General features: G+C 36.8%; 14 protein-coding genes. 7 read left to right on the top strand and 7 right to left on the bottom strand.

The features are described 5' to 3' along the window. The first annotated feature begins 58 nt into the window (after positions 1 to 58). Positions 59 to 286, top strand: a complete 228-nt coding sequence (locus PL11201_RS23270; RefSeq protein ID WP_079681235.1) for a hypothetical protein — start codon at positions 59 to 61, stop codon at positions 284 to 286. A gap of 2 nt (positions 287 to 288) precedes the next feature. After that, on the top strand, positions 289 to 708 hold the full coding sequence (locus PL11201_RS23265) for a PIN domain-containing protein (protein WP_079681234.1): 420 nt from the start codon (positions 289 to 291) through the stop codon (positions 706 to 708). Positions 709 to 763: 55 nt separating this feature from the next. On the opposite strand, the gene devC is transcribed toward PL11201_RS23265, so the two are convergent. The 3 genes from devC to PL11201_RS23250 all read right to left on the bottom strand — a co-directional run bounded on the left by devC (position 764) and on the right by PL11201_RS23250 (position 4880). Beyond that, entirely contained in the window at positions 764 to 1939 is a 1176-nt protein-coding gene (devC, locus tag PL11201_RS23260) for an ABC transporter permease DevC (protein WP_079681233.1), read from the bottom strand. Between the two features lie 17 nt (positions 1940 to 1956). Beyond that, positions 1957 to 3258: an ABC exporter membrane fusion protein gene (locus tag PL11201_RS23255; protein WP_079681232.1), complete on the bottom strand. Its 1302-nt coding sequence runs from the start codon at positions 3256 to 3258 to the stop codon at positions 1957 to 1959. A gap of 131 nt (positions 3259 to 3389) precedes the next feature. Next, positions 3390 to 4880, bottom strand: coding sequence for a vWA domain-containing protein (locus PL11201_RS23250; protein ID WP_079681604.1), 1491 nt, complete (start codon positions 4878 to 4880; stop codon positions 3390 to 3392). A 282-nt stretch (positions 4881 to 5162) separates the two neighbouring features. Here PL11201_RS23250 and PL11201_RS23245 point away from each other — a divergent pair, with 282 nt between their 5' ends. Both PL11201_RS23245 and PL11201_RS23240 read left to right on the top strand, forming a co-directional pair. Next, positions 5163 to 5801: a TetR/AcrR family transcriptional regulator gene (locus PL11201_RS23245; RefSeq protein ID WP_079681603.1), complete on the top strand. Its 639-nt coding sequence runs from the start codon at positions 5163 to 5165 to the stop codon at positions 5799 to 5801. Positions 5802 to 5807: 6 nt separating this feature from the next. After that, the gene (locus tag PL11201_RS23240; protein WP_079681231.1) at positions 5808 to 7628 is read left to right on the top strand and encodes a DUF3685 domain-containing protein; all 1821 of its coding nucleotides are present in this window, start codon (positions 5808 to 5810) and stop codon (positions 7626 to 7628) included. A gap of 56 nt (positions 7629 to 7684) precedes the next feature. Here the strand turns inward: PL11201_RS23240 and PL11201_RS23235 are convergent, their stop codons facing one another. After that, a complete protein-coding gene (locus PL11201_RS23235; RefSeq protein WP_079681230.1) occupies positions 7685 to 8398 on the bottom strand; it encodes a Uma2 family endonuclease in 714 nt (237 codons plus the stop codon). A 279-nt stretch (positions 8399 to 8677) separates the two neighbouring features. On the opposite strand from PL11201_RS23235, the gene PL11201_RS23230 reads away from it, so the two are divergent. From PL11201_RS23230 to cas6 (PL11201_RS23220), 3 genes are all read left to right on the top strand, one after another. Continuing rightward, the gene (locus tag PL11201_RS23230; protein ID WP_079681229.1) at positions 8678 to 12133 is read left to right on the top strand and encodes a hypothetical protein; all 3456 of its coding nucleotides are present in this window, start codon (positions 8678 to 8680) and stop codon (positions 12131 to 12133) included. Next, positions 12130 to 14241, top strand: a complete 2112-nt coding sequence (locus PL11201_RS23225; RefSeq protein WP_079681228.1) for a hypothetical protein — start codon at positions 12130 to 12132, stop codon at positions 14239 to 14241. Before PL11201_RS23230 ends, PL11201_RS23225 begins: the two co-directional genes overlap by 4 nt. A 132-nt stretch (positions 14242 to 14373) precedes the next feature. Beyond that, positions 14374 to 15462 carry a CRISPR-associated endoribonuclease Cas6 gene (cas6, locus tag PL11201_RS23220; RefSeq protein WP_079681227.1) on the top strand — a complete coding sequence of 363 codons (1089 nt, stop codon included), beginning with the start codon at positions 14374 to 14376 and terminating at the stop codon, positions 15460 to 15462. Between the two features lie 61 nt (positions 15463 to 15523). Here the strand turns inward: cas6 (PL11201_RS23220) and PL11201_RS23215 are convergent, their stop codons facing one another. From PL11201_RS23215 to cas6 (PL11201_RS23205), 3 genes are all read right to left on the bottom strand, one after another. Next, the gene (locus PL11201_RS23215) at positions 15524 to 16702 is read right to left on the bottom strand and encodes a putative CRISPR-associated protein (protein ID WP_079681226.1); all 1179 of its coding nucleotides are present in this window, start codon (positions 16700 to 16702) and stop codon (positions 15524 to 15526) included. A gap of 132 nt (positions 16703 to 16834) precedes the next feature. Continuing rightward, positions 16835 to 18091 carry a TIGR02221 family CRISPR-associated protein gene (gene csx2 / locus PL11201_RS23210; RefSeq protein ID WP_079681225.1) on the bottom strand — a complete coding sequence of 419 codons (1257 nt, stop codon included), beginning with the start codon at positions 18089 to 18091 and terminating at the stop codon, positions 16835 to 16837. Further along, on the bottom strand, positions 18088 to 18864 hold the full coding sequence (gene cas6 / locus PL11201_RS23205) for a CRISPR system precrRNA processing endoribonuclease RAMP protein Cas6 (RefSeq protein ID WP_079681224.1): 777 nt from the start codon (positions 18862 to 18864) through the stop codon (positions 18088 to 18090). The genes csx2 and cas6 (PL11201_RS23205) overlap by 4 nt, the downstream gene beginning before the upstream one ends.

Below are 18864 nucleotides of genomic sequence, written 5' to 3'. Positions count from 1 at the left end.
CCATAACTGACTTTATAATCTATAATAGATATTATCAAGTCTAGCTGGAATCAAACTGATGTCAAATCAAAGTCTATACAGTATTAGTCTGGAAAATCAAGATATTATTATTAAATTTAATCGAGAGATGGTAAATTTGGAGTTATTAACTCAATTTTTAGAATATCTTGAGTTAGAATCAATTCGTAATCGTAGTCAACTGACAGCAGAACAAATAACTAACCTGAGTCAAGAAGTTAATCAAGAAGTTTGGGATACCTTAACGTCCAAGTCTTGGGTTAGTTAATTATGTTAACTCAAAAGCCGATTATTGTTGATACTAATATATTGTTTTCTGCATTGCTTAGGGAAAATTCTCGTTTCAGTGAATTATTGCTAACTTCAGAGTATGCGTTTTTTGTTTGCGAACTTGTATTTGTAGAACTATTTAAGCGCAAGGAAAAAATCATTCAACTTAGTCATTTAACCGAAGAAGAAATTATTCAAATCTATTATATTTTGCTAAAACGCCTTCATCTCTATAAAGAAGATTTAATTACTTTAGAATATCGTAGACTAGCTTACGAACTATGCCAAGGTGTTGATGTGAGTGATACCCCTCATGTAGCATTAACGCTGCAATTGGATGGATTATTATGGACTGGAGACAAAAAATTAAAACTAGGCTTAAAAAATAAAGGATTTAAACAATTTTTTGAACTCAAATAAATATCAACCCATTTTTTTTACTCCTCATTCACAACCAGACACTTAGAAGTAAGAATCAAAAGATATCAGCAGGATCGGCGGCTTGTAATTTACGAGTGGCGATCGCACCGGACAACATACACATAATAATCGTTAATACTAACACTTGAACTGCTCGAAATAAGGTCATATATAACGGTAAATTGGTAGCTTGTCGGGTTAAACGATATAAGCCTAAAGAAATCGTAGCACCGGGAATAAATCCCATAATTGCTAAAATAATTGCTTCTTCAAAAACAATTCCCAATAAATAGGTATTACGAAATCCCATAGCTTTGAAAGTGGCATATTCGGGCGTATGGTCAGCGACATCCGTAGCCAAGACTTGATAAACAATAATCACCCCGACTACAAACCCCATGGCTGTCCCTAAACTAAACACAAATCCAATCGCAGTATTTTTTGACCAGTAATCCTTTTCAAAGGCTAAAAATTGTTCACTGGTTAAAACTTTTACATCTTTGGGTAAATAGTTTTGTATGTCTGTTGCTACTTTTTCCACATCATAACCCGGTTCAACTTTAACCATTCCAGCACTAATTCCCCCTGGTTTTCTTCGGGGAAATAATCGTAAGAAATTGCGATCGCTGGTAATTAATGTTCCATCCGCAGCAAAGGAAGCACCGACTTTAAATAATCCCGCAATTTTGAGGGTGCGTTTTTCTAATTCGGTACTAACAATTTTACCCTGATCAACTTTAGCAATAACTTCTTGATAATCCCCCCTCGAAGACCGATCAAATAAAACCTGATCGGCTAATTTAATCACGTCTAAATTTTGTTGAACTTCGGGTAAATTAAAAGCCGAATGACGGGGATCAAATCCGATGACTAAAATCGCTGTTTTTTTCCCTGTTTTGGGGTTTTTCCAATCGGAAAAATTAACATATAAGGGGTCTGCGGATTTCACCCCCGGAACATCCATGGCTTGATATAAACGTCGCCGGGGTAAAGTTGATAAATTGACTAAATTTCTGGCTTGGGGACTAATAATAAAAATATCCGCATCTAAATGATTATGCAATCTGGTATTACTATCATATAATGCTGTTTGAAATCCCAATTGCATAAAAATTAAAACATCCGCAAAGGCAATTCCTGATAAAGCCACTAACATCCGGGCTTTATCATGACTTAATTGCAACCATCCCAACGGTGTTCTATTTACTAATCTCTGTATAAATCCGATCATAAATTACGAATTACGAATTACTGAGTGATTGTGACTTTAACTTGTAAATTAGTTAAACTCGCGGCTTTTTTGCTAGAAATATCATCTAATTTAACTCTAACTTCGATAACTCTGGCATCAATATTTGTGGTCGGATCAATATCTAAAGCACTTTGTTTTTTGACTCTTAATCCAACTTCTTCAACTGTACCTTTTAACGGTTGGAGTAACGCATCCGCCGTAATGGTTGCCGCTTGTCCCGAATGTATTTTAGGAATATCACTATCATAAACTTCAGCAACAGCATACATTTGTTCGGTTTGTCCTAGTTCGAGAATGCCGTCATTAGAAATCAGTTCCCCGGCGTGGGTATTTACGTCGATCACCCGTCCGGTTTGGGGCGATCGCACATAAGCTTGTTCTAAGTTCGCTTCCGCTTGTTTAACAGCAGCTTCAGCCTTTGTTAATTCACTTTTGGCTAATTGGACATCCACTGGACGGACTTCGCTAACGGCTGTTAAAGTAGCTTGGGCTTCAGCAATTTGTTGGTCAACGGTGGCGATGGTGCGGCTGAGGTTGGCTTGGGCTTCTCGAATTTGTTCAGTGCGGCTGCTAATAGTTTCGTTCAGGTTGGCTTGGGCTTCCTGTAAGCGTTTAAGGCTGGTTTCGGCCTGCAAACATTGACTATCGCGATCTTGGGCGGATACGGCCCCATCCTGATATAAGTTGTCGTAGCGTTGACAGTTGGTTTCAGCGTTGTTGAGTTCTGCCTGAATTCGGTCTAGGGTGGCTTCTTGGGCGCTCCGTTCTCCCCGGAGTTGGGCCTCTAGGGTAGCAATGGTAGCTTTTTGGGTGATAATTTGTCCATCTAACTCCGCCTGGTTGCCCTGAAATCGGGCTTTTTGAGCCTGAATATCCCCCCGTTTCGCCCCCGCTTGGACTTGCTCTAAACGGGCTTGGGCAACTTCTACTTCGGTTTTGCTTTGTTCTAGGGCTGCTTGTAGCCGATCGCGACTATCCAAAATGGCGATCGCTTGTCCCGCCTCTACCAAGTCTCCCTCTTTCACCAATAATTGATCCACCCGACTCCCTTGGTTGGACTGGGGGGCAGATAGTTTAATAATTTCTCCCTGGGGTTCTAACCAACCCAAGGCGGTAACGGTTTTGATTCCCGGGACAACGGTTTCGGGTAGGGCTGCGGGTTCGGCGGGAGTGGGACGATACCGCCAGAAAGTATAGCCCATTAAACCACTAATTGCGAAGGTGGTTACGGCAACCAAAATCCCCGTTCGAGGCAGTTTCGGGGATGAAAGTTTACCGACTGTTGTTTGGCGTACCATAATTTTTCCTCCCGCCCAATCTTGAAACTAAACTGTTTAGTTTACTATATCACAAAAAAGCCCCGTTGTTGCGCTTCAGCGCTCCAAGAAGGGCTAAAGCCCAACAACGGGTGGGTTCGCTCCAGGAGGGGCTAAAGCCCAACAACGGGTTTGTTAGTAGTTCTAACTTCTAGGGTGACATCTCCTAATTTGCGTTGCTCCCCATCATGGAGTTCTTGTTTGAGAATTTTCATCCCCCTTTCCTTCATTTCCTCGTCAAATTCCATAATAATTTTTTCTCCTTCGGTGTAGATTTTGGCGGTAATAGGGGGATATCCTTGACTTTTTCTCAGGTAAATATGGTTATTTTCTGAACTGCCTAATAAAACGGGTTCTGCTCCTAAATTGATCTTCGTTTGTTCGTTAGGTGTCCAAGAAACAATTAACCAAGATTCCCGACTGAATTGTTCAATTAAAGCAATCATTAAACCGATAAAAAATCCAATAATGGCCGCCCCAATTAATCGCCCCACTAAATCACCCGATACTGCCGAAATAATCAGAAATCCAATGGCTCCGGCTGTTCCACCTATTGTCCCACCCCGCACCGCCTGGCCCCGTTGCAAGTTCGGAACAAAGAAAGACATTCCTCCCCCGACCACCGAGCCTAAAATTGCCCAACCGATGATTCTTCCCCCAATGGCTAGAATAGGAATGCCCGCAAACGGAATAAATAACAGTTGACCCACTCCTCCAGCCACCAGTCCCGCCATTAAACCTCCGACAACACCTATGGCCGCTTGTTGGGGAGTCAGAAGACGGCGACGGAGGTAATAGTTTTGGCCAGCAATGAGGGCTAGGGATGTACCCATGGCTAAAAGGGCCGTCCATCCGCCTATCCGTAAAACTGAGTAAACAACCCCATAATTTCCCGTAGGGCCAGACTCAACTAATTGACTGCTATATAGGGCTTTTTCGGCTTGTCGAAAGGCTTGGTCAAAGTCACCAGAGTTCACATAAAAAACCCGGTCAGGGTCGCCCGTTAGTTTAGCGAGAAAATTGGTATCCGCATCTCCCGTAGCAACGGCCACGAGGTTAATACCCTCGGATGCAGCTATTCTCATCGCTGACAAGGTTTTTGCCTGTTCTCGGTTGAGGTTTGCCCCGGCATATCCGGGTTGTCCATCGGTGAATAAAAGAATATTGCGCCGTTGTGGGGTTGACTGGAGTTCTTGAGTCGCGGCGAGCAGGGCCTGATCCATATTAGTACCACCACCATCGGAAATTTGGGCGATCGCTTGTTCTAAAGTGGGTTTATTATCGGTTAAATTAGCAGCAGCTTGAATATTACTCCCAAAGCCAAATACCGCTAAACGATTTTCTGATAAATCCTGTCGTTGGACAAAGGCTTGAGCCGCGGTTTTGACTTCTCGGAGTTTGCCATCTTCATTCATACTGCCAGAAGTATCAATTAATAGCACAATTGCTAAGGGAGATTGATCGACTTTGGGGGAAATTTTTGTTAATTGTAATAGGGGTTCACCCAATAGTGTTGCAGCACCTAAACAACCCATCGCTCCATACAAACCAAAGAGTACAGGTTTGCTCAGTTTTTGTCGGAGTTGTCCAAAAAAGTTGCTCATAATTTTGGTTTTTTGTATAATTAAAATTAACATTTAACGATTAACTCTTACACTGATAACTGTTCACTGATGACTGATAACTGATTACTCCAGATTGCTACATCAACCCAGGCATAAATTCCAGAAAAAACCTTCCCATTATTGCCTAGGGGGGATTATCGGCTAAAATTGCTACAATGTAGAGAATTATAGGAGGAATTTCTATTGAATGTATTGGCCTGAGTAAATTTTCCTCTGGTGGTTTTAAAACACACTCATTTACAAATCTCCCCTGTATTTTTTATGAACGCATTAGAACAGACCGAAATCTCCCAGTTGGATAGTATTTGCGAGAAAGCCGAACAAATTTTTGAAGGGGCGCTGCAAGAATTTTTAGTGCATGGGTATGCAGGCACCAGTATGGATCGGGTTGCTGCATCGGCGGGAGTGTCAAAGGCGACGGTTTATAACCATTTTGGGGACAAAGAAGGGTTATTTATTGCCTTGGTCAAGCGGTTAGCCCAGAAAAAATGTCAAATTATGGTGGAGTCCCACAGAGCAGAATTAATGGAAGCTGAACCGGCTGTTGTGGTGCGACAAATTGCCAATACAATTTTAGATAATTCCTTGGATGATCAGCAACATTTAGCTTTTGTTCGTCTTGTCATTGGGGAGTCGGGGCGATTTCCCGAGTTAGCTAAAACCTTTGTACACCATTTGGGAAAACCAGGAATTGAAGTTTTAACAGAATACCTAACAACTCAGCGCTATATTGCTATTCGTGACCCTGAAGCGATGGCACGGGTGATCATTGGAACCCTAGCCCATTATGTGTTAATGCAAGAGATTTTGCAAGGTAAGGAAATTATTCCGATGGAACGGGATCGAATTATTAATACTTTAGTGGATTTAGTTAGCCACCACCCGAAACCCGACATTTAAAGTTTTATGACTTCATCTACTGTGCGACTTTTGATCATTGATGATGACCCTATTTTTCGGATGGGGTTACTAACTGCATTAGAGCCATTTTCGGATTTAGAAGTGGTCGCAGAGGTTGAAAGTTTGGAGGCTGCATTAAAAGTCTTGGTAACGGTAAATGAAACTAAGATTAATTCAGAGGAGCAGAAACCCGTTGATTTAATTATTTTGGAATTGGGGTTAAAAATCAGGGGAAATCCGGCGGTTAAAAATCATCCTATTTTAGATTTTTGCCAACAGTTGAAAACTCAATATCCTAAAATTCCGATTTTGTTATTAACTACAGTTAAACAACCATATTTATTACTGGCAGCCCAAAAAATTGGAGTAGATGGTTATTGTAATAAGGGGATTCCAGTCAGGGAATTGGTGATAATTATTCATCAATTGGTGGCGGGAGAACGCTATTGGTTAGAATCCTTGGCAGCATTGAATCGAGAACCATTTGTGGGTATTGTATCTCGAAAAACGGGTTCATTATTGGGAAAGATTCAAGGGTTTTTAGTTCAACCGGGACTCCAACAAATTGAACAAGCGATCGCGGAAGTTAACCAAGAAATTAAACGGAATTTAGAAGAATTTAATCAACAGGATACTATTACTATTATTAATAAGTTAATTTTGACGGGAAAACGGCGAGAACTGTTAACAGCCCGTTGGATTATTAGTCAACTTTCGTCGGACAAAACCGCAGCCAGTCTTGAGGAATCTGCTGCTATTGCTAGTAATGATTTTAATTCTGATAATTATGAACCTCTGAATAATTATCAAAATAGTGCTTTAGTTATCACTTCTAATCCCACCAATGAGAAAAGTTCAGGAATTATAGCTAATAATTTAAAATCAGTTTTATTTGATAAAACCGTCATGAAATTGCAATCTGGATTAATTAATTTAACCGGAATGCCTTTAGAAATTGATATTTTACGCCTATCTAAAAAACGAGAATTGTTGTATGTCTTGTTAAAACAGTTAGAACTTCTATTAGATGAATTAATATTATCCGATATTAAATATGAACAACTGGCTGAAAAAATGTCGAGTTTAATCGCAGAGTTTTGGCAATCTGCAACTATTGATTTTTTTGGGAAATATTATACTTTAACCACGGACAAAGAAAACATTGAAATTGTTGCTGTTATCTTAAAAGATGCTGAGATCATTCAAAAAAATATTTTAGATAAAATTCCTTTATCTAAGGATTTATTTGAGCATTTATTATTTTGTAGACCCTTAACTATTAATAATTTATCCTGTCCGGCTGGAACTTTAGACGCCATGGAACGTGCAGAAGCATTATTACAAAATTTATTAATTCAAGTCGCTAATGCAATTATTCAACCTTTACTCAATTATTTTTCAGATTATGAAGAAATCAAACTCAAATTTTATGATCGACGTTTATTATCAACCCGTGAAATTGAGAGATTTAGAAATAGTTTATCCTGGCGATATCGTCTGGATCAATATGTCGCCGAACCCAAAGCAATTTTTGAAAGTTCTTATTTACTCCTAGTTTTAGGCGAAAGGGGAATTCAAAAACAAGTCATTTATTCTCCCCGCCGAGATGAGTTAGAAAAGTTATCGGGAATTCCATTAACGGTAACATTAATCTTAGAAACCCGCGATGCGTTTGCTCCTCCTCTACGGGCGGCGATTTCCTTTGTCGGAAGTGCGATTATTTATGTTTTAACTAATGTTGTCGGTCGAGGATTAGGTTTAATTGGGAAAGGTCTTTTACAGGGTATTGGGACATCTTTTCAAGATAATCGGATGGGGAAAAAATGATAAGTTGTCTTTGTATTTAAACAATATATTTCTAGCGAGCGAGGACGCTCGCACTCCTATTTTTGTTCGGGGTTGATTCCGAGTGATCGCAACTGTTCTGCTAACCTTTCAGCCCGTTCTCGCTCTTGTTCTACTTGTTGTTCAACTGCTTGTAAACGTTGTTGCGTTTGTTCAACCTCCTGTAACGCCGTATTCAGTTGTTGAGAAATGTCTAAATAGCTAACAAAAGGTTGACCATCGGGACGATAAAGTTTTAATTCTTCCTCAGAATAATTAAAACGAATTCCCAAACGAGGACTCACCCAATTTTCCATTATTTCAATTACTTCTAAACCATCTTCTCCCCTTAACCAACCCGTTAAATCGTTTTTATCAGGATCATAAATATAGTATTCTTCCACACCATAACGGTGATAAAAAACCTGCTTTTTATTCATTTCCGTTAAGGTATTTCCAGGGGAAAGAATTTCAAAGACAACTTGGGGGGAAATGTGATTTTCTTTCCACTGCATATAAGATCCGCGATCGCCTTTAGGAACACCAAATATCACCATAACATCCGGTGCTTGACGGATTTTATTATTTCCTTCAACAGCATACCAAAGTAAATCACCCGCCACAAATACGTTAGGATCATGAGCAAATAACCATTCTAAATTATGGTAAATCACCGTAATCCAGCGAAATTGTTTGGTATTATCTGACATAGGTTTTCCATCACTATCAGGGTAAATAATATTGGTTTGTTTCCGTGCTTCTATTCCAACCATAAACCTCCTGTTGTTGATTGATGATTAAAACTTTTGAGTTGGTGCGGGCGCTACGCTTATACACTCTACAATTTTATGTTAAGTGATTTTTACTGATTTAGGTCTGATTGAATTTTATCATAGAAACAAACGGATTATAGACTATAATAAAACTATTCACGCTAAGTGTGTAATCTCCTTGCCCTAACAATAACTAAATTATAAACCAAAAAAATCACTTTTATGATCAACCGTGTTATGATTATAAGATATAGAATATACTAAAGTCATAAAGAATATATGCAAGAAATATTAAATCAATACTGTCAACAACCTAATCCTGGACTGCTTCTTCTCAGTATGCCGACTGGTTTTGGAAAAACCCACAACGTCCTCAATTTTATTTATTCTAATTATCAGGAATTTGCAAATCAAAATAGAAAAATTATTTTTATCACCAACCTCAAAAAAAATTTACCTATAGAGGATTTTAAAAAACGTTTTATCAACGACAACCAAGAAGATAATTTTGATAAGTATGTACTTTTTATTGATTCTAATTCTGAAACCATTATTAACAATCTCCTTTCCATTGCTTTTGAAATTCCTGAACAGTTCAAGACGGAAATTTATGATCGATTAAAAAAATATGTGGAAATTATTAGAGATCCCAAACTCCATTCATTCGTTAAATCTAAATTTGAAATAGATATTCGTCAAGATCTGGAGCCAAAATTCAGAAAATTTGTTCAAAATAAATTAAAAGAAAATTTTAAAACCAAACAGGCTAAACTGTCAGCGATTAAAAACAATAAAGATTATCAATGGATCGGAAAACTCTATCCCAGTGTCTTTACAGATGAGCGTACGGTATTGTTTTTGAGTATGGATAAATTCCTTGTTAAAAACGCAACGCTTATTGAGGATTCTTATTACTGCTATGAGCGGCTGGTTGATCAGGCACTCATATTTATTGATGAATTTGATAGTACAAAAGAAGCTGTCCTTACAAACATCATTCAATCAGGGTTGGAGCATCGATTGGATATGATAAATTCATTTCTGAATATTCATAACCATTTGATGCAAAGTGAATGCCCGACAATACTTTTTCAGGAATCTAATTGGCGAAAAAAACATCCCTCTAGGAAAAATTGGCTATCTTTGCTGGAACAGATTAACTCTTTTAAAACAAAAGCTGATCAAATATTTAATAAATATAAACTCCAACATAGTTGTAAATCTGACGATCAATTTTCAGTTAAAAAACGCAACTTTTTATTCTATGACTATGAATTTCATTATGTATTAGATGCGAGTAATAAGCGAATTGAGATTGTTGAAGATTCAGAAAACCGGACAAATTGGATTAAAGCTTTTGATGCAGGTACAAAAGGATCGGGTGTTGATATTCGCTCACTTCTGAGTGAAATTGCTGGATTTTTAATGTATTTCCAGAGAGGAGTTAAGTATTTAGCTGACAACTATCGCCATTTAAAGCAAGAAGATGACAGAATTAAAGAACTTTATCATCTTGAATCCGCAGTTAAAACAGTTCTTCATGACTTTAAAATTGATAGTACATATATCCAATTATTGACTCGCAAGATTATCGAAGGTGACCTACTCTCTAACTTGCAAACTGAGACTGGAACCATCCAGGGTCAAGGGTTTTATGATAGAGGTTTTCGCTACCATGATATTGTTGATAGCGATGAACATGATACTTTGTCAAAAATATATATGTTTAACTTCAGCCGCACACCGGAATCTTTTTTGGCTGGAGTCTGTTCAAAAGCAATGGTCGTTGGTATTTCTGCAACGGCTGGACTTTATACTAACATTGGAAATTATGATCTTGAGTATTTAAAATATCGTTTGAAAGATTCTTTTATCCGTCTTCAGAAAGATAAGATTGATCATCTCAAAGAGTCTTATTCTCAAGCTACTCAAGGATATAATCAAATTAAAATAGAAACTCAATTTATTAAAACAGATGGAAAAAATGAAGCGATTAAACAGTTAGAATTTATTTTGGATGATCAACAAGCAGCCCAGGCTCTTTGGAACACTGTTCGCCAGAAAATGAAGGATGAGGATGAAAAAACTATTGAATTTTCGTTTAGTCGTTATGTCAGAGCGTTAACAGCATGGAAATATTTTCTTGATCATCCTGATTGCCATGGGTTTCTTTGCTTGTTTACTAAATTTCCAAAATCTTCCGATCCGAAGTTTGATAGGGATATATTTAATGAATATGCAGAATTACTTTTAGAAGGAAAAAAAGATGTTATAGATAGTGGTATACAAGAAACAATAGTTGTACTTTCTACTGATGAATTTGATCAAAATAAATCACAATTGCTCAAGGATTTAAAAGAGAATAAACGTCGATTCATTTTGTCTACTTACCAGACCCTTGGCGTGGGGCAAAATCTGCAATTTCCAATTCCTGATTCTATAAAACCCATACAAATTAATAGCTTTCCCCAGGATAAAAATATGGATATTAATGGGATTTACCTAGATAGCCCAAGACATCTATTGGTGAATCTTTATGGTGATAATATTCAGGATGAGGACTTTATTAAATATATTTTTCAGTTAGAGTTTTTGCGAGAAAATGGAGCTATTTCTCGCCGGACATTTAAAAATTATTTAGATACAGCATTTCATCGATTTGTAGGAAGATCTAAGTCAAAGCGCAAAGCCGAAGATTTTATCAGTTTATATAACACAAAGGCTTACTCCTTGTTCTTGAATAAAGTAATTATTCAAGCTATTGGTCGAATCTGTCGAACAAATATGAAAGCTCCAACCATTCATATTCTTGCTGACGATTCAATCCGAAAACATCTAACCCGATTTTCTGTACCAGAGGATGTTATTCCTGTTGGTGAATACACGGCTCTCCTGGAATCAGCCGGTGAGTTGAATCATCAATCTGAAGACGTAAAAGAAGCAGAAAATATTGCATCCCATAGAAGCAATCAGACTGCTGCTTATATTCGGAGCCAACTCAGTAAACCCTGGCAATCTAAAAGTATTCAAGACTGGCAAGATCTCAGAGTGCAAGTTCTTCGTCAACCGACAATTTCCCAAGATTCAGAATGGGATCAAAAATGGAATCCTATTTACCTAAAATTGCCAAAAGCAGCCAATTTCTATTACTTTTTACAGGAAAATGATTATAATGATATTGAAGTTTTCTTTTCTGATAGCTATGGAAAAAAAGCAGTCAAAACAGTGAGTCAAGAAACAGCAAGATTGACAGATTTAATGAGAATTGATAGTTTTCATAAATTATTTATTAATTCGGGTTGGGCTACAGAATTCCCTGAATCTGAACGGATGTTAACGCCTCCAATGTTCAACAATATTTATAAAGGAGCATTAGGCGAAGTTTGTGGAAAACATATCTTTGAAAATTTCTTAAATATTCCTCTATTAGAACTGGATATACATGAATTTGAACGCTTTGATTTTAAAACAAATCAGAACATTTATATAGACTTCAAGTTCTGGAATGATACAATTGCAGTAGAAGCAGATGAGTTAACTAATAAAATTCGTGAGAAAATGGAGGATGTTGGGGCTGATCGAGTTTTTATCATCAATATCCTGGGTAGTTCAACTACCGATTTTAAGGAGATTATTTCACCTGATGGAAAAATTGTTCAAATTCCTTATCTATGTAAGAATGATAAAATAGATAATTCAGCACTGGAATTTATTAAACAGGAGTTTTCCAAATGAGTATTCTAACCAACCGTCTCAAGATCAATTTTAATATTGATGCTATTAAACGAGACTTCATATTTATTCGATTAGAACGAGAAATCAAAGGCAACTGGTCTGGAGCCAGAGAATTAGATTATCTTCTTGGTAAAGATTTCCATGCTTTTGCTGTCATGTTTCAATATGGAAAATATGCCTATGCTATGTTTAAGAAACCCGTTGATATTTATCAATGTCTTTCTAATATTAGATCAAATAAGGAATTTAATGATAATGCTGTTATGGAAGTTATTCCGACAGTTTCACGCGATGATGCTGAAGATTGTATTTGTGAAGCATGGCTGGCTCAAATTTTGCTCAACTCCCTTTCTTCCTCAAGATCACGTTTTGTTAAGTATCATTATTGTAATTTAACCGGAGCCTTGTTACTTGTCCCAAACATTGAAGGTAAAAATAAAGATTGTCTTGATATTGCTAAAATCACTTTAAGATATGATTACTTACTAAAGGTTGAAATTGTTCGTCACCGAACTAAAATTTCTATCCTTAAAGAACTAAAAAATACTACTGATAATCAGCGCAAAAAAGAACTGAATACTGCTCTTTATAATAAACCTCATTATATATTTGAACCTTCAACATCCAGTCTGCGAAGACATTTAGAGCGTGATGGTGAAAGTGACGCCAAACTAACATATATTGCATCTGGGTTAAAAGGCAAAAAAGCATCTACCCCATTTCTTGATTTTGCAAGTATTGATGATTTTAATAAAAGTCGTGCGGGTATTTTTGACTCGGTGATAACGAGTATTAAAGAACATTTATCTGAATACATGGATGTTAATTTTAGTCCCCGTAAAATCGATGAAGAAATTCCATTAAAACGCACTCTGATGAAACAACCAAAACAACTGCACTCCCTACTTAATGAGCAAAAAATAAACATAGTTGATAGAGTTAATAGTGAAGATTCTGCTAGTTTAGTGACTACACTGAAAAAATTAATTTTTCCCTATATGACTGATCAAAAACTGATTACCGATGAAAAAACTGACAAAAAAAATGCTTTGAATTTTAGAATTATTCATAATGAATCCTACTATTCAAAAAATGGACTTGATGATGAGTATATCGCCTCTGACGAAAATACACAACGACAGAATCTTACTATTGAATCAACTGCAAGTCTAAATCAAGCTATTGTTAAAACAAGTATAAAAGAACTGCTCATCAAGCGTGATATTAGCTCCGGTAAGTTAAACCTGTTTAATTGGGCTGAACTTCAGTGCAAAGGAGTTTGGACTTTTGCTGCTTGGGATGAAGATAAAAGTCACGTTATTTTTATGGAAATTCAACCCAATGGGGATTTTGAATTCCATAGGGTAAAAGACCTATTTAATTGGAAAAAATTTGAACAATATCAAAACTTTATGACGGATGACAATAACTCCAAGAAACTCAGGACATTAGAAGGTCTTGTTGTCTCTGATGTAGGCGACATCAATCAAATATTCCGTACTGAGGAAATCACTATTCCCGACCTTGATAAAATTAGAACTATTATCGAAGAAGTTGAAATGCTTTTTCCTGAAAACAAGAGAAATGGAGATGCTTTAGCAGAAATTATACAAGGATTTATGGAAGAAAGAGTCATAGAAAATAGAGATAAACTGGTCAAATTTCATGAGGAGTTAAAAAAATTAGGTGACAGTGAAATTGATAAAAATAGCTTCAAAAAAATTCTTAATGAACAGCTAGGAAAACAATCGACAATTGCATCTGAACTAAGAGATTATTTTTTAACTAAACATCAGATTAGATTACATTTCCCAAAAGATAAACACAGTCTGGATGACATCTTTGCTGCTTCTCTCAATATAAATTATTTTGGTGAAACCGCAACAGAGGCTTATTACTTTGTTGGAAATCGCAAAGAAAATGTACAATCTTCTTTTAAAGATAGCTGCCATCTTCGTAAAATTGTTGCGGTAGATGGTTCGGAATTGATATTCAGACAACTGCTAACAACGATGGATGTTGATTTTGTTCGCACGGGTCAAAGTACCGTAATTCCTTTTCCGTTTAAGTACATTGAGGAATATAAGAAAATAATTCAGGTCAAATAATAATCTATCTTATATAAACAATATAGAGTTTATATTCTTCAAGACATCTGAGATACTCAATTTATTGAGTTTTTATTTCCCTAATTTTCTATAACCATCTTCTCACTTTACTTGATTCATTTAAAAAATAATATGATAAAAAAAACATCATCTTCTCCTTTAAATTTACCAGATACCACCGAACTTGTAGCCGTGACCTTTCAATTGGTTCCTGAAACCGATGCCTTATTAATTCCTCAATATACGATTGGACTTCATGCTTGGTTTTTGGATCAAATCCGTCAAATTGATCCCCAATTATCTCAATATTTGCATGATGGACAATCCGAAAAACCCTTCACATTATCGGGGTTACAAGGAGAAATAGGAACAGCAGGAAAACAACTACAAATTTATGCTAATCAAACCTACCAATGGTCAGTTAGTGCCTTGTCTAAATCTATGGTATCTGGGTTAATTAATTGGTTAAAAAATCAACCTCAAACCATTGATTTACGACAAGTCAAACTAAATATTAAAGAAATTAAAATCGCTCAAACTCCCGCCACATACCAACAGTTATTTCAGACCTCTATAACTCAAAATTTAGCCCTAAGTTTTATTTCTCCTACGAGCTTTAGGCGTAAAGGACATCATTTTCCCTTACCCTTACCCTTTAATGTATTTCATAGTTATTTGCGACGTTGGAATGATTTTTCTCAACAGTCTTTTGACCAGGACACATTTTTAAATTGGGTTGATGAAAATGTGATCATTTTGCGTCATCAATTACAATCTTTAAAAGTTTCTGCGGGTAAAAAAGGGTCAGTCACTGGGTTTACGGGAGCGATTGAATATAGATTAGCAGAAGAAGCCTATAATCAACCGAAATTTGTACAATTGTTCTCCGCATTAGGTGAATTTGCGCCCTATTGTGGAACCGGACATAAAACTACATTTGGTTTAGGTCAAACTCAGTTAGGATGGACGCAACAACAATTATTAGAAACAACAACGGTTGAGATATTATTTGCTCAACGGGTGGAACAAATTACCCAAACCCTAATGCAAACTCAAAAACGCACGGGAGGGACAAGAGCTATGCAGGTCTGTGAAACTAGGGCTACAATTTTAGCCCGTCAGGAGTTTGGGGAATCGTTAAAAGAGATTGCTGAGGATTTAGAAATGCCCTATGAAACTGTTAAAACCTATGCCAAATTAGCCCGTCAGGGGTTGAAGTAGGCAACCTATTCTATTATACAGAAAGCATTTTTATTATTCTAGTTTTGTTGCTGTTTAATCCTTATTTCCACTGTTCTATTTTCTGATTTAAAGCTGCCACACAAGCCGCCCGTTGTCCTGGGGTATTAGATGAGGTATCAACATAAAATTTCACTGTCCAAGTGCCATTACTCAACACACCTTCAATTTGTTCTCCTCTCAATCTAAATAACACAGGTGCGGGCAAATGTTGATTCCAATAATGGGTGCGGCAGGATTGAACATAAGCACAATCATCGGTGATTTTTTGTAACCAATTTAAAATAGGAGTTCTAGCGTTTCCCCAACCATGACTGGTTAAATCCGGTTGTTGTTTCTGAGAAATAGGAACCGCCGGGGGCAAAACTTGATCATATTCTGAAGCAAAACGACCCTTAAAAGTTTCGTGAAAAATTTGACCGGTGGGAGATAATTCTAAATAAATTTTTCCATCCATCTCCACTCGTTCTACTAACGCTTCCAGGCGTTCATCCCAGTCTTCTTCAACCTCTTGCCATTGCACTAAATCTTGACGATCTAAAGCACTTAATAAACCCGTTTTTTCTAACCATAAACTAAAATCTAAACCAATGGGCATCGGAGGAAAAGCGATAATTTCGCTAAAGCGTTCGTGTTTATAATAAACGGGAACTCCTAATGCTTGTCCCATTAAAACTGCGATCGCAATTTGAGCTTTATAACCCCCGGTCGCATTAATCGCACAATATTGTGGGGTTTGTTCCCGCACAATTTGACTAATGGTTTTTGCTAAATTTCGCAGTCCTTTGGTTCTAAATAGTTTCGGTTGATCATCCTGTAACCCTTCAATTTTTTGGGTTTCGGTACGATGTCCTTTATTTTGATAATAATATTTCAAGATTTCGGCAATATTTTCTCCCTCTGGCGTTGCTGAATGGCAGAACATTAAGGTACATTTTTCGATACAGTATTTTCGTTGAATTAAATCGGTAATTGAGTTAATTTCTGCGCCACAGAGTCGAGTTGTTCCGGGGATTTGCCCTAAATAGTCTGCTAATTGTTTCCAGTTTTTCTGCTGTAGGGCTGTTCTAATATTAGAGATGAGTTCATAACTCAATAAAGGTTGCTCCGATAAAGGTTGACGTTTTAACCAGGCTTCATAAGTTGTTTCATCAACAGGAAGTCCTGATAAATTAGGATAAATTAAGCTAGTTCCGACAGTAGAAATTAGGGTAGTTTTCATGATTCAATAATAACTTAAATTTGTAGGGTGTGGCTATTAAAGTGCACGCACCTATAGAGTTTCATTAATTAAAAATTAAAAGTCGTGTTAGGGTGAGAATAAGTGAAATTTGTTTCTCAAGCAAACCTACTTTTAAAGGCTATCATCTTCTAAATTCCAAGTTTTTGCTACCAGTTTTAATTCTTGAATAATACTTTGTGTTTTTTCAAGAATTTCTTGAGCGGGTTTAGGATTTTTACGAAACCCTGCGTGTAAAACATCATTACGAAGATTAGCCAGGTTAAAACCACTACCCCATAAACGATTAAGTTGGCTTTTTTGTATTTTAGGTAAAGTTGACCATTGTTCTAAGTAAACTGATTCTTTGATTAGATTTCCTTCCGAGTCTTTGATTTTACCTCCAGCTAATAAAAGTTCCATTTCTTCTCGATTAGATTTATCCAAAGGATCTAGTTTAAAGTGATAAGATAATAAAGAAGGTAGCCACTCTCTAGCTAAAGATAAAGCTTGAACAGTTTGCCCTTTTTCTGCATACCATTCAATGATCTTGAGTTGTCGCAGTAAAGATGCTTGAGGATGATTTATATAATCAGAGGGATTTTCTAAACCAAAATTACCATAATCTTTTTCTACACGCTCAAGTAAACTGGTAAATGGAGGAACAGATTGAGAAACTATAGGTGATGCTTCTGCAATATGATGGGGTAACATTGCTGCTTCTTGCATAACATCCATAGGTCTTAGAAGTTGTAATCCTTTGGAAATTCCATCAATACTTGCTGCTAGTTTTTCGGTCTGAGAATTACTACTATGAAGTAAACTTGCTAGTGATTCCCCATTCCCTGTTTTGATAAATTGATCGGTTGCAGTTGTCCAATCTAATAAACTCACAATGGGTAATAAGTCAAAAGTGGGTGTTTCATTGGTTTCTTTATTTTTGGCTTCAAAAGCACCATAAAGTAATCCCTCAATAGTTACTTGGCGCACTACTCGCAAATAGCTCACGGCAATTAAGGCTAAAATAGGAACGGATCTAAAACTATGGGTAATGTCAAAAATAACCTTATCCCCAGGTTCTAAACAATTATCAATTTGTTGAAACATACACCAAATATCTTCAGGACTATTCCTTTCTGGAATATTCTTAATAGCTTCTAACTGAACTCGATCTTTTAACAGTCTTTGTAATACAGTCCAGTTAGATTCTGTTGCATTTCTTGGGGGTTGAGTTTCTACAGTTTGAGTGAGTAATACATATAAAGTTTTAGGTTGATAAAACTGAACAAGTGCTTCTTGAAAAAAAGCTGTGAAACACTTATCAGTTCCTTGAGGATGAAGATACATTGTTTCAATATACTGGTTAAAGCCTAAAAAAGAAATAATTTTCATGGTTCACCTTGATAAGAATTAATTTGTGTTTTCCCCATCCCCAATCGGGTTTTAACCCCCGTCCCCGCAAATGTAGCATAATTCACTAATAAATGAGCCACATTTGCTAATAATGGATCAATTCGATGGGGAACTTGTAAGGTAATTTGACCCGTACACCCGGGTAAATAACCACGGGGGAGTTGAAAGTTACGGGTTTTTAATTGATGCTTTTGTAATTTGATTAAACCACTTAAATAAGCAATTAATTCATCACCTCCTAAATAAATGGGTGCAAAATGATTCCAACGCTCTAACCAACTGCGAAACATTAACGCTGGAACAGGTAAGGATAAATGGTTTTGCTGTTGAGAAAAAGCGGTGGGGGTGACAAATTGTAGGTTAAATTTTCTGGTGGGTTCGGGTTCATTGGCAACTAAGGTGGTATAAAGTTCTTCATAACTGGTAATCTCATCTTCTCGATTAATAATATTAAAATTTGCCCCTAAAAATGTGATAGAATCGGAAAGATTGAGGGATGCGATCGCTTTTCCGGCTCTTTCTTCTAATCCACATAATGATAATTGATAAAACTCTCCTAAATTAAAGGTTAAAAATCCTTCTGATGCTAAACAACGTCCCGTTAATCCGGCAAAAGATACGGAAGGAATTGCTTCTTTCCCAATTTCTAATCCTAATTGTTCATGGAGTTGTTTCACCAATTCCAAACTATAAGCACGGGGTAAAATGGTGGTTTCATTGGGGGTTAATATCCAAGTTGAACGAATGAGCAT

It is taken from the genome of Planktothrix sp. PCC 11201 (genome assembly GCF_900009135.1).
In the GTDB taxonomy this organism is placed as follows: Bacteria; Cyanobacteriota; Cyanobacteriia; order Cyanobacteriales; family Microcoleaceae; genus Planktothrix.
Note: the sequence above shows the minus strand (reverse complement) of the source record. Positions and strands in the feature narration are given on the sequence as shown.

What these genes read in the sequence shown, in the direction of transcription:
- PL11201_RS23255 (WP_079681232.1), bottom strand. Translation starts at nt 3,258, where the DNA reads ATGGTACGCCAAACAACAGTCGGTAAACTTTCATCCCCGAAACTGCCT.
- PL11201_RS23270 (WP_079681235.1), top strand. Translation starts at nt 59, where the DNA reads ATGTCAAATCAAAGTCTATACAGTATTAGTCTGGAAAATCAAGATATT.
- PL11201_RS23250 (WP_079681604.1), bottom strand. Translation starts at nt 4,880, where the DNA reads ATGAGCAACTTTTTTGGACAACTCCGACAAAAACTGAGCAAACCTGTA.
- cas6 (WP_079681227.1), top strand. Translation starts at nt 14,374, where the DNA reads ATGATAAAAAAAACATCATCTTCTCCTTTAAATTTACCAGATACCACC.
- cas6 (WP_079681224.1), bottom strand. Translation starts at nt 18,864, where the DNA reads ATGCTCATTCGTTCAACTTGGATATTAACCCCCAATGAAACCACCATT.
- PL11201_RS23215 (WP_079681226.1), bottom strand. Translation starts at nt 16,702, where the DNA reads ATGAAAACTACCCTAATTTCTACTGTCGGAACTAGCTTAATTTATCCT.
- PL11201_RS23230 (WP_079681229.1), top strand. Translation starts at nt 8,678, where the DNA reads ATGCAAGAAATATTAAATCAATACTGTCAACAACCTAATCCTGGACTG.
- PL11201_RS23225 (WP_079681228.1), top strand. Translation starts at nt 12,130, where the DNA reads ATGAGTATTCTAACCAACCGTCTCAAGATCAATTTTAATATTGATGCT.
- csx2 (WP_079681225.1), bottom strand. Translation starts at nt 18,091, where the DNA reads ATGAAAATTATTTCTTTTTTAGGCTTTAACCAGTATATTGAAACAATG.
- devC (WP_079681233.1), bottom strand. Translation starts at nt 1,939, where the DNA reads ATGATCGGATTTATACAGAGATTAGTAAATAGAACACCGTTGGGATGG.
- PL11201_RS23245 (WP_079681603.1), top strand. Translation starts at nt 5,163, where the DNA reads ATGAACGCATTAGAACAGACCGAAATCTCCCAGTTGGATAGTATTTGC.
- PL11201_RS23240 (WP_079681231.1), top strand. Translation starts at nt 5,808, where the DNA reads ATGACTTCATCTACTGTGCGACTTTTGATCATTGATGATGACCCTATT.
- PL11201_RS23235 (WP_079681230.1), bottom strand. Translation starts at nt 8,398, where the DNA reads ATGGTTGGAATAGAAGCACGGAAACAAACCAATATTATTTACCCTGAT.
- PL11201_RS23265 (WP_079681234.1), top strand. Translation starts at nt 289, where the DNA reads ATGTTAACTCAAAAGCCGATTATTGTTGATACTAATATATTGTTTTCT.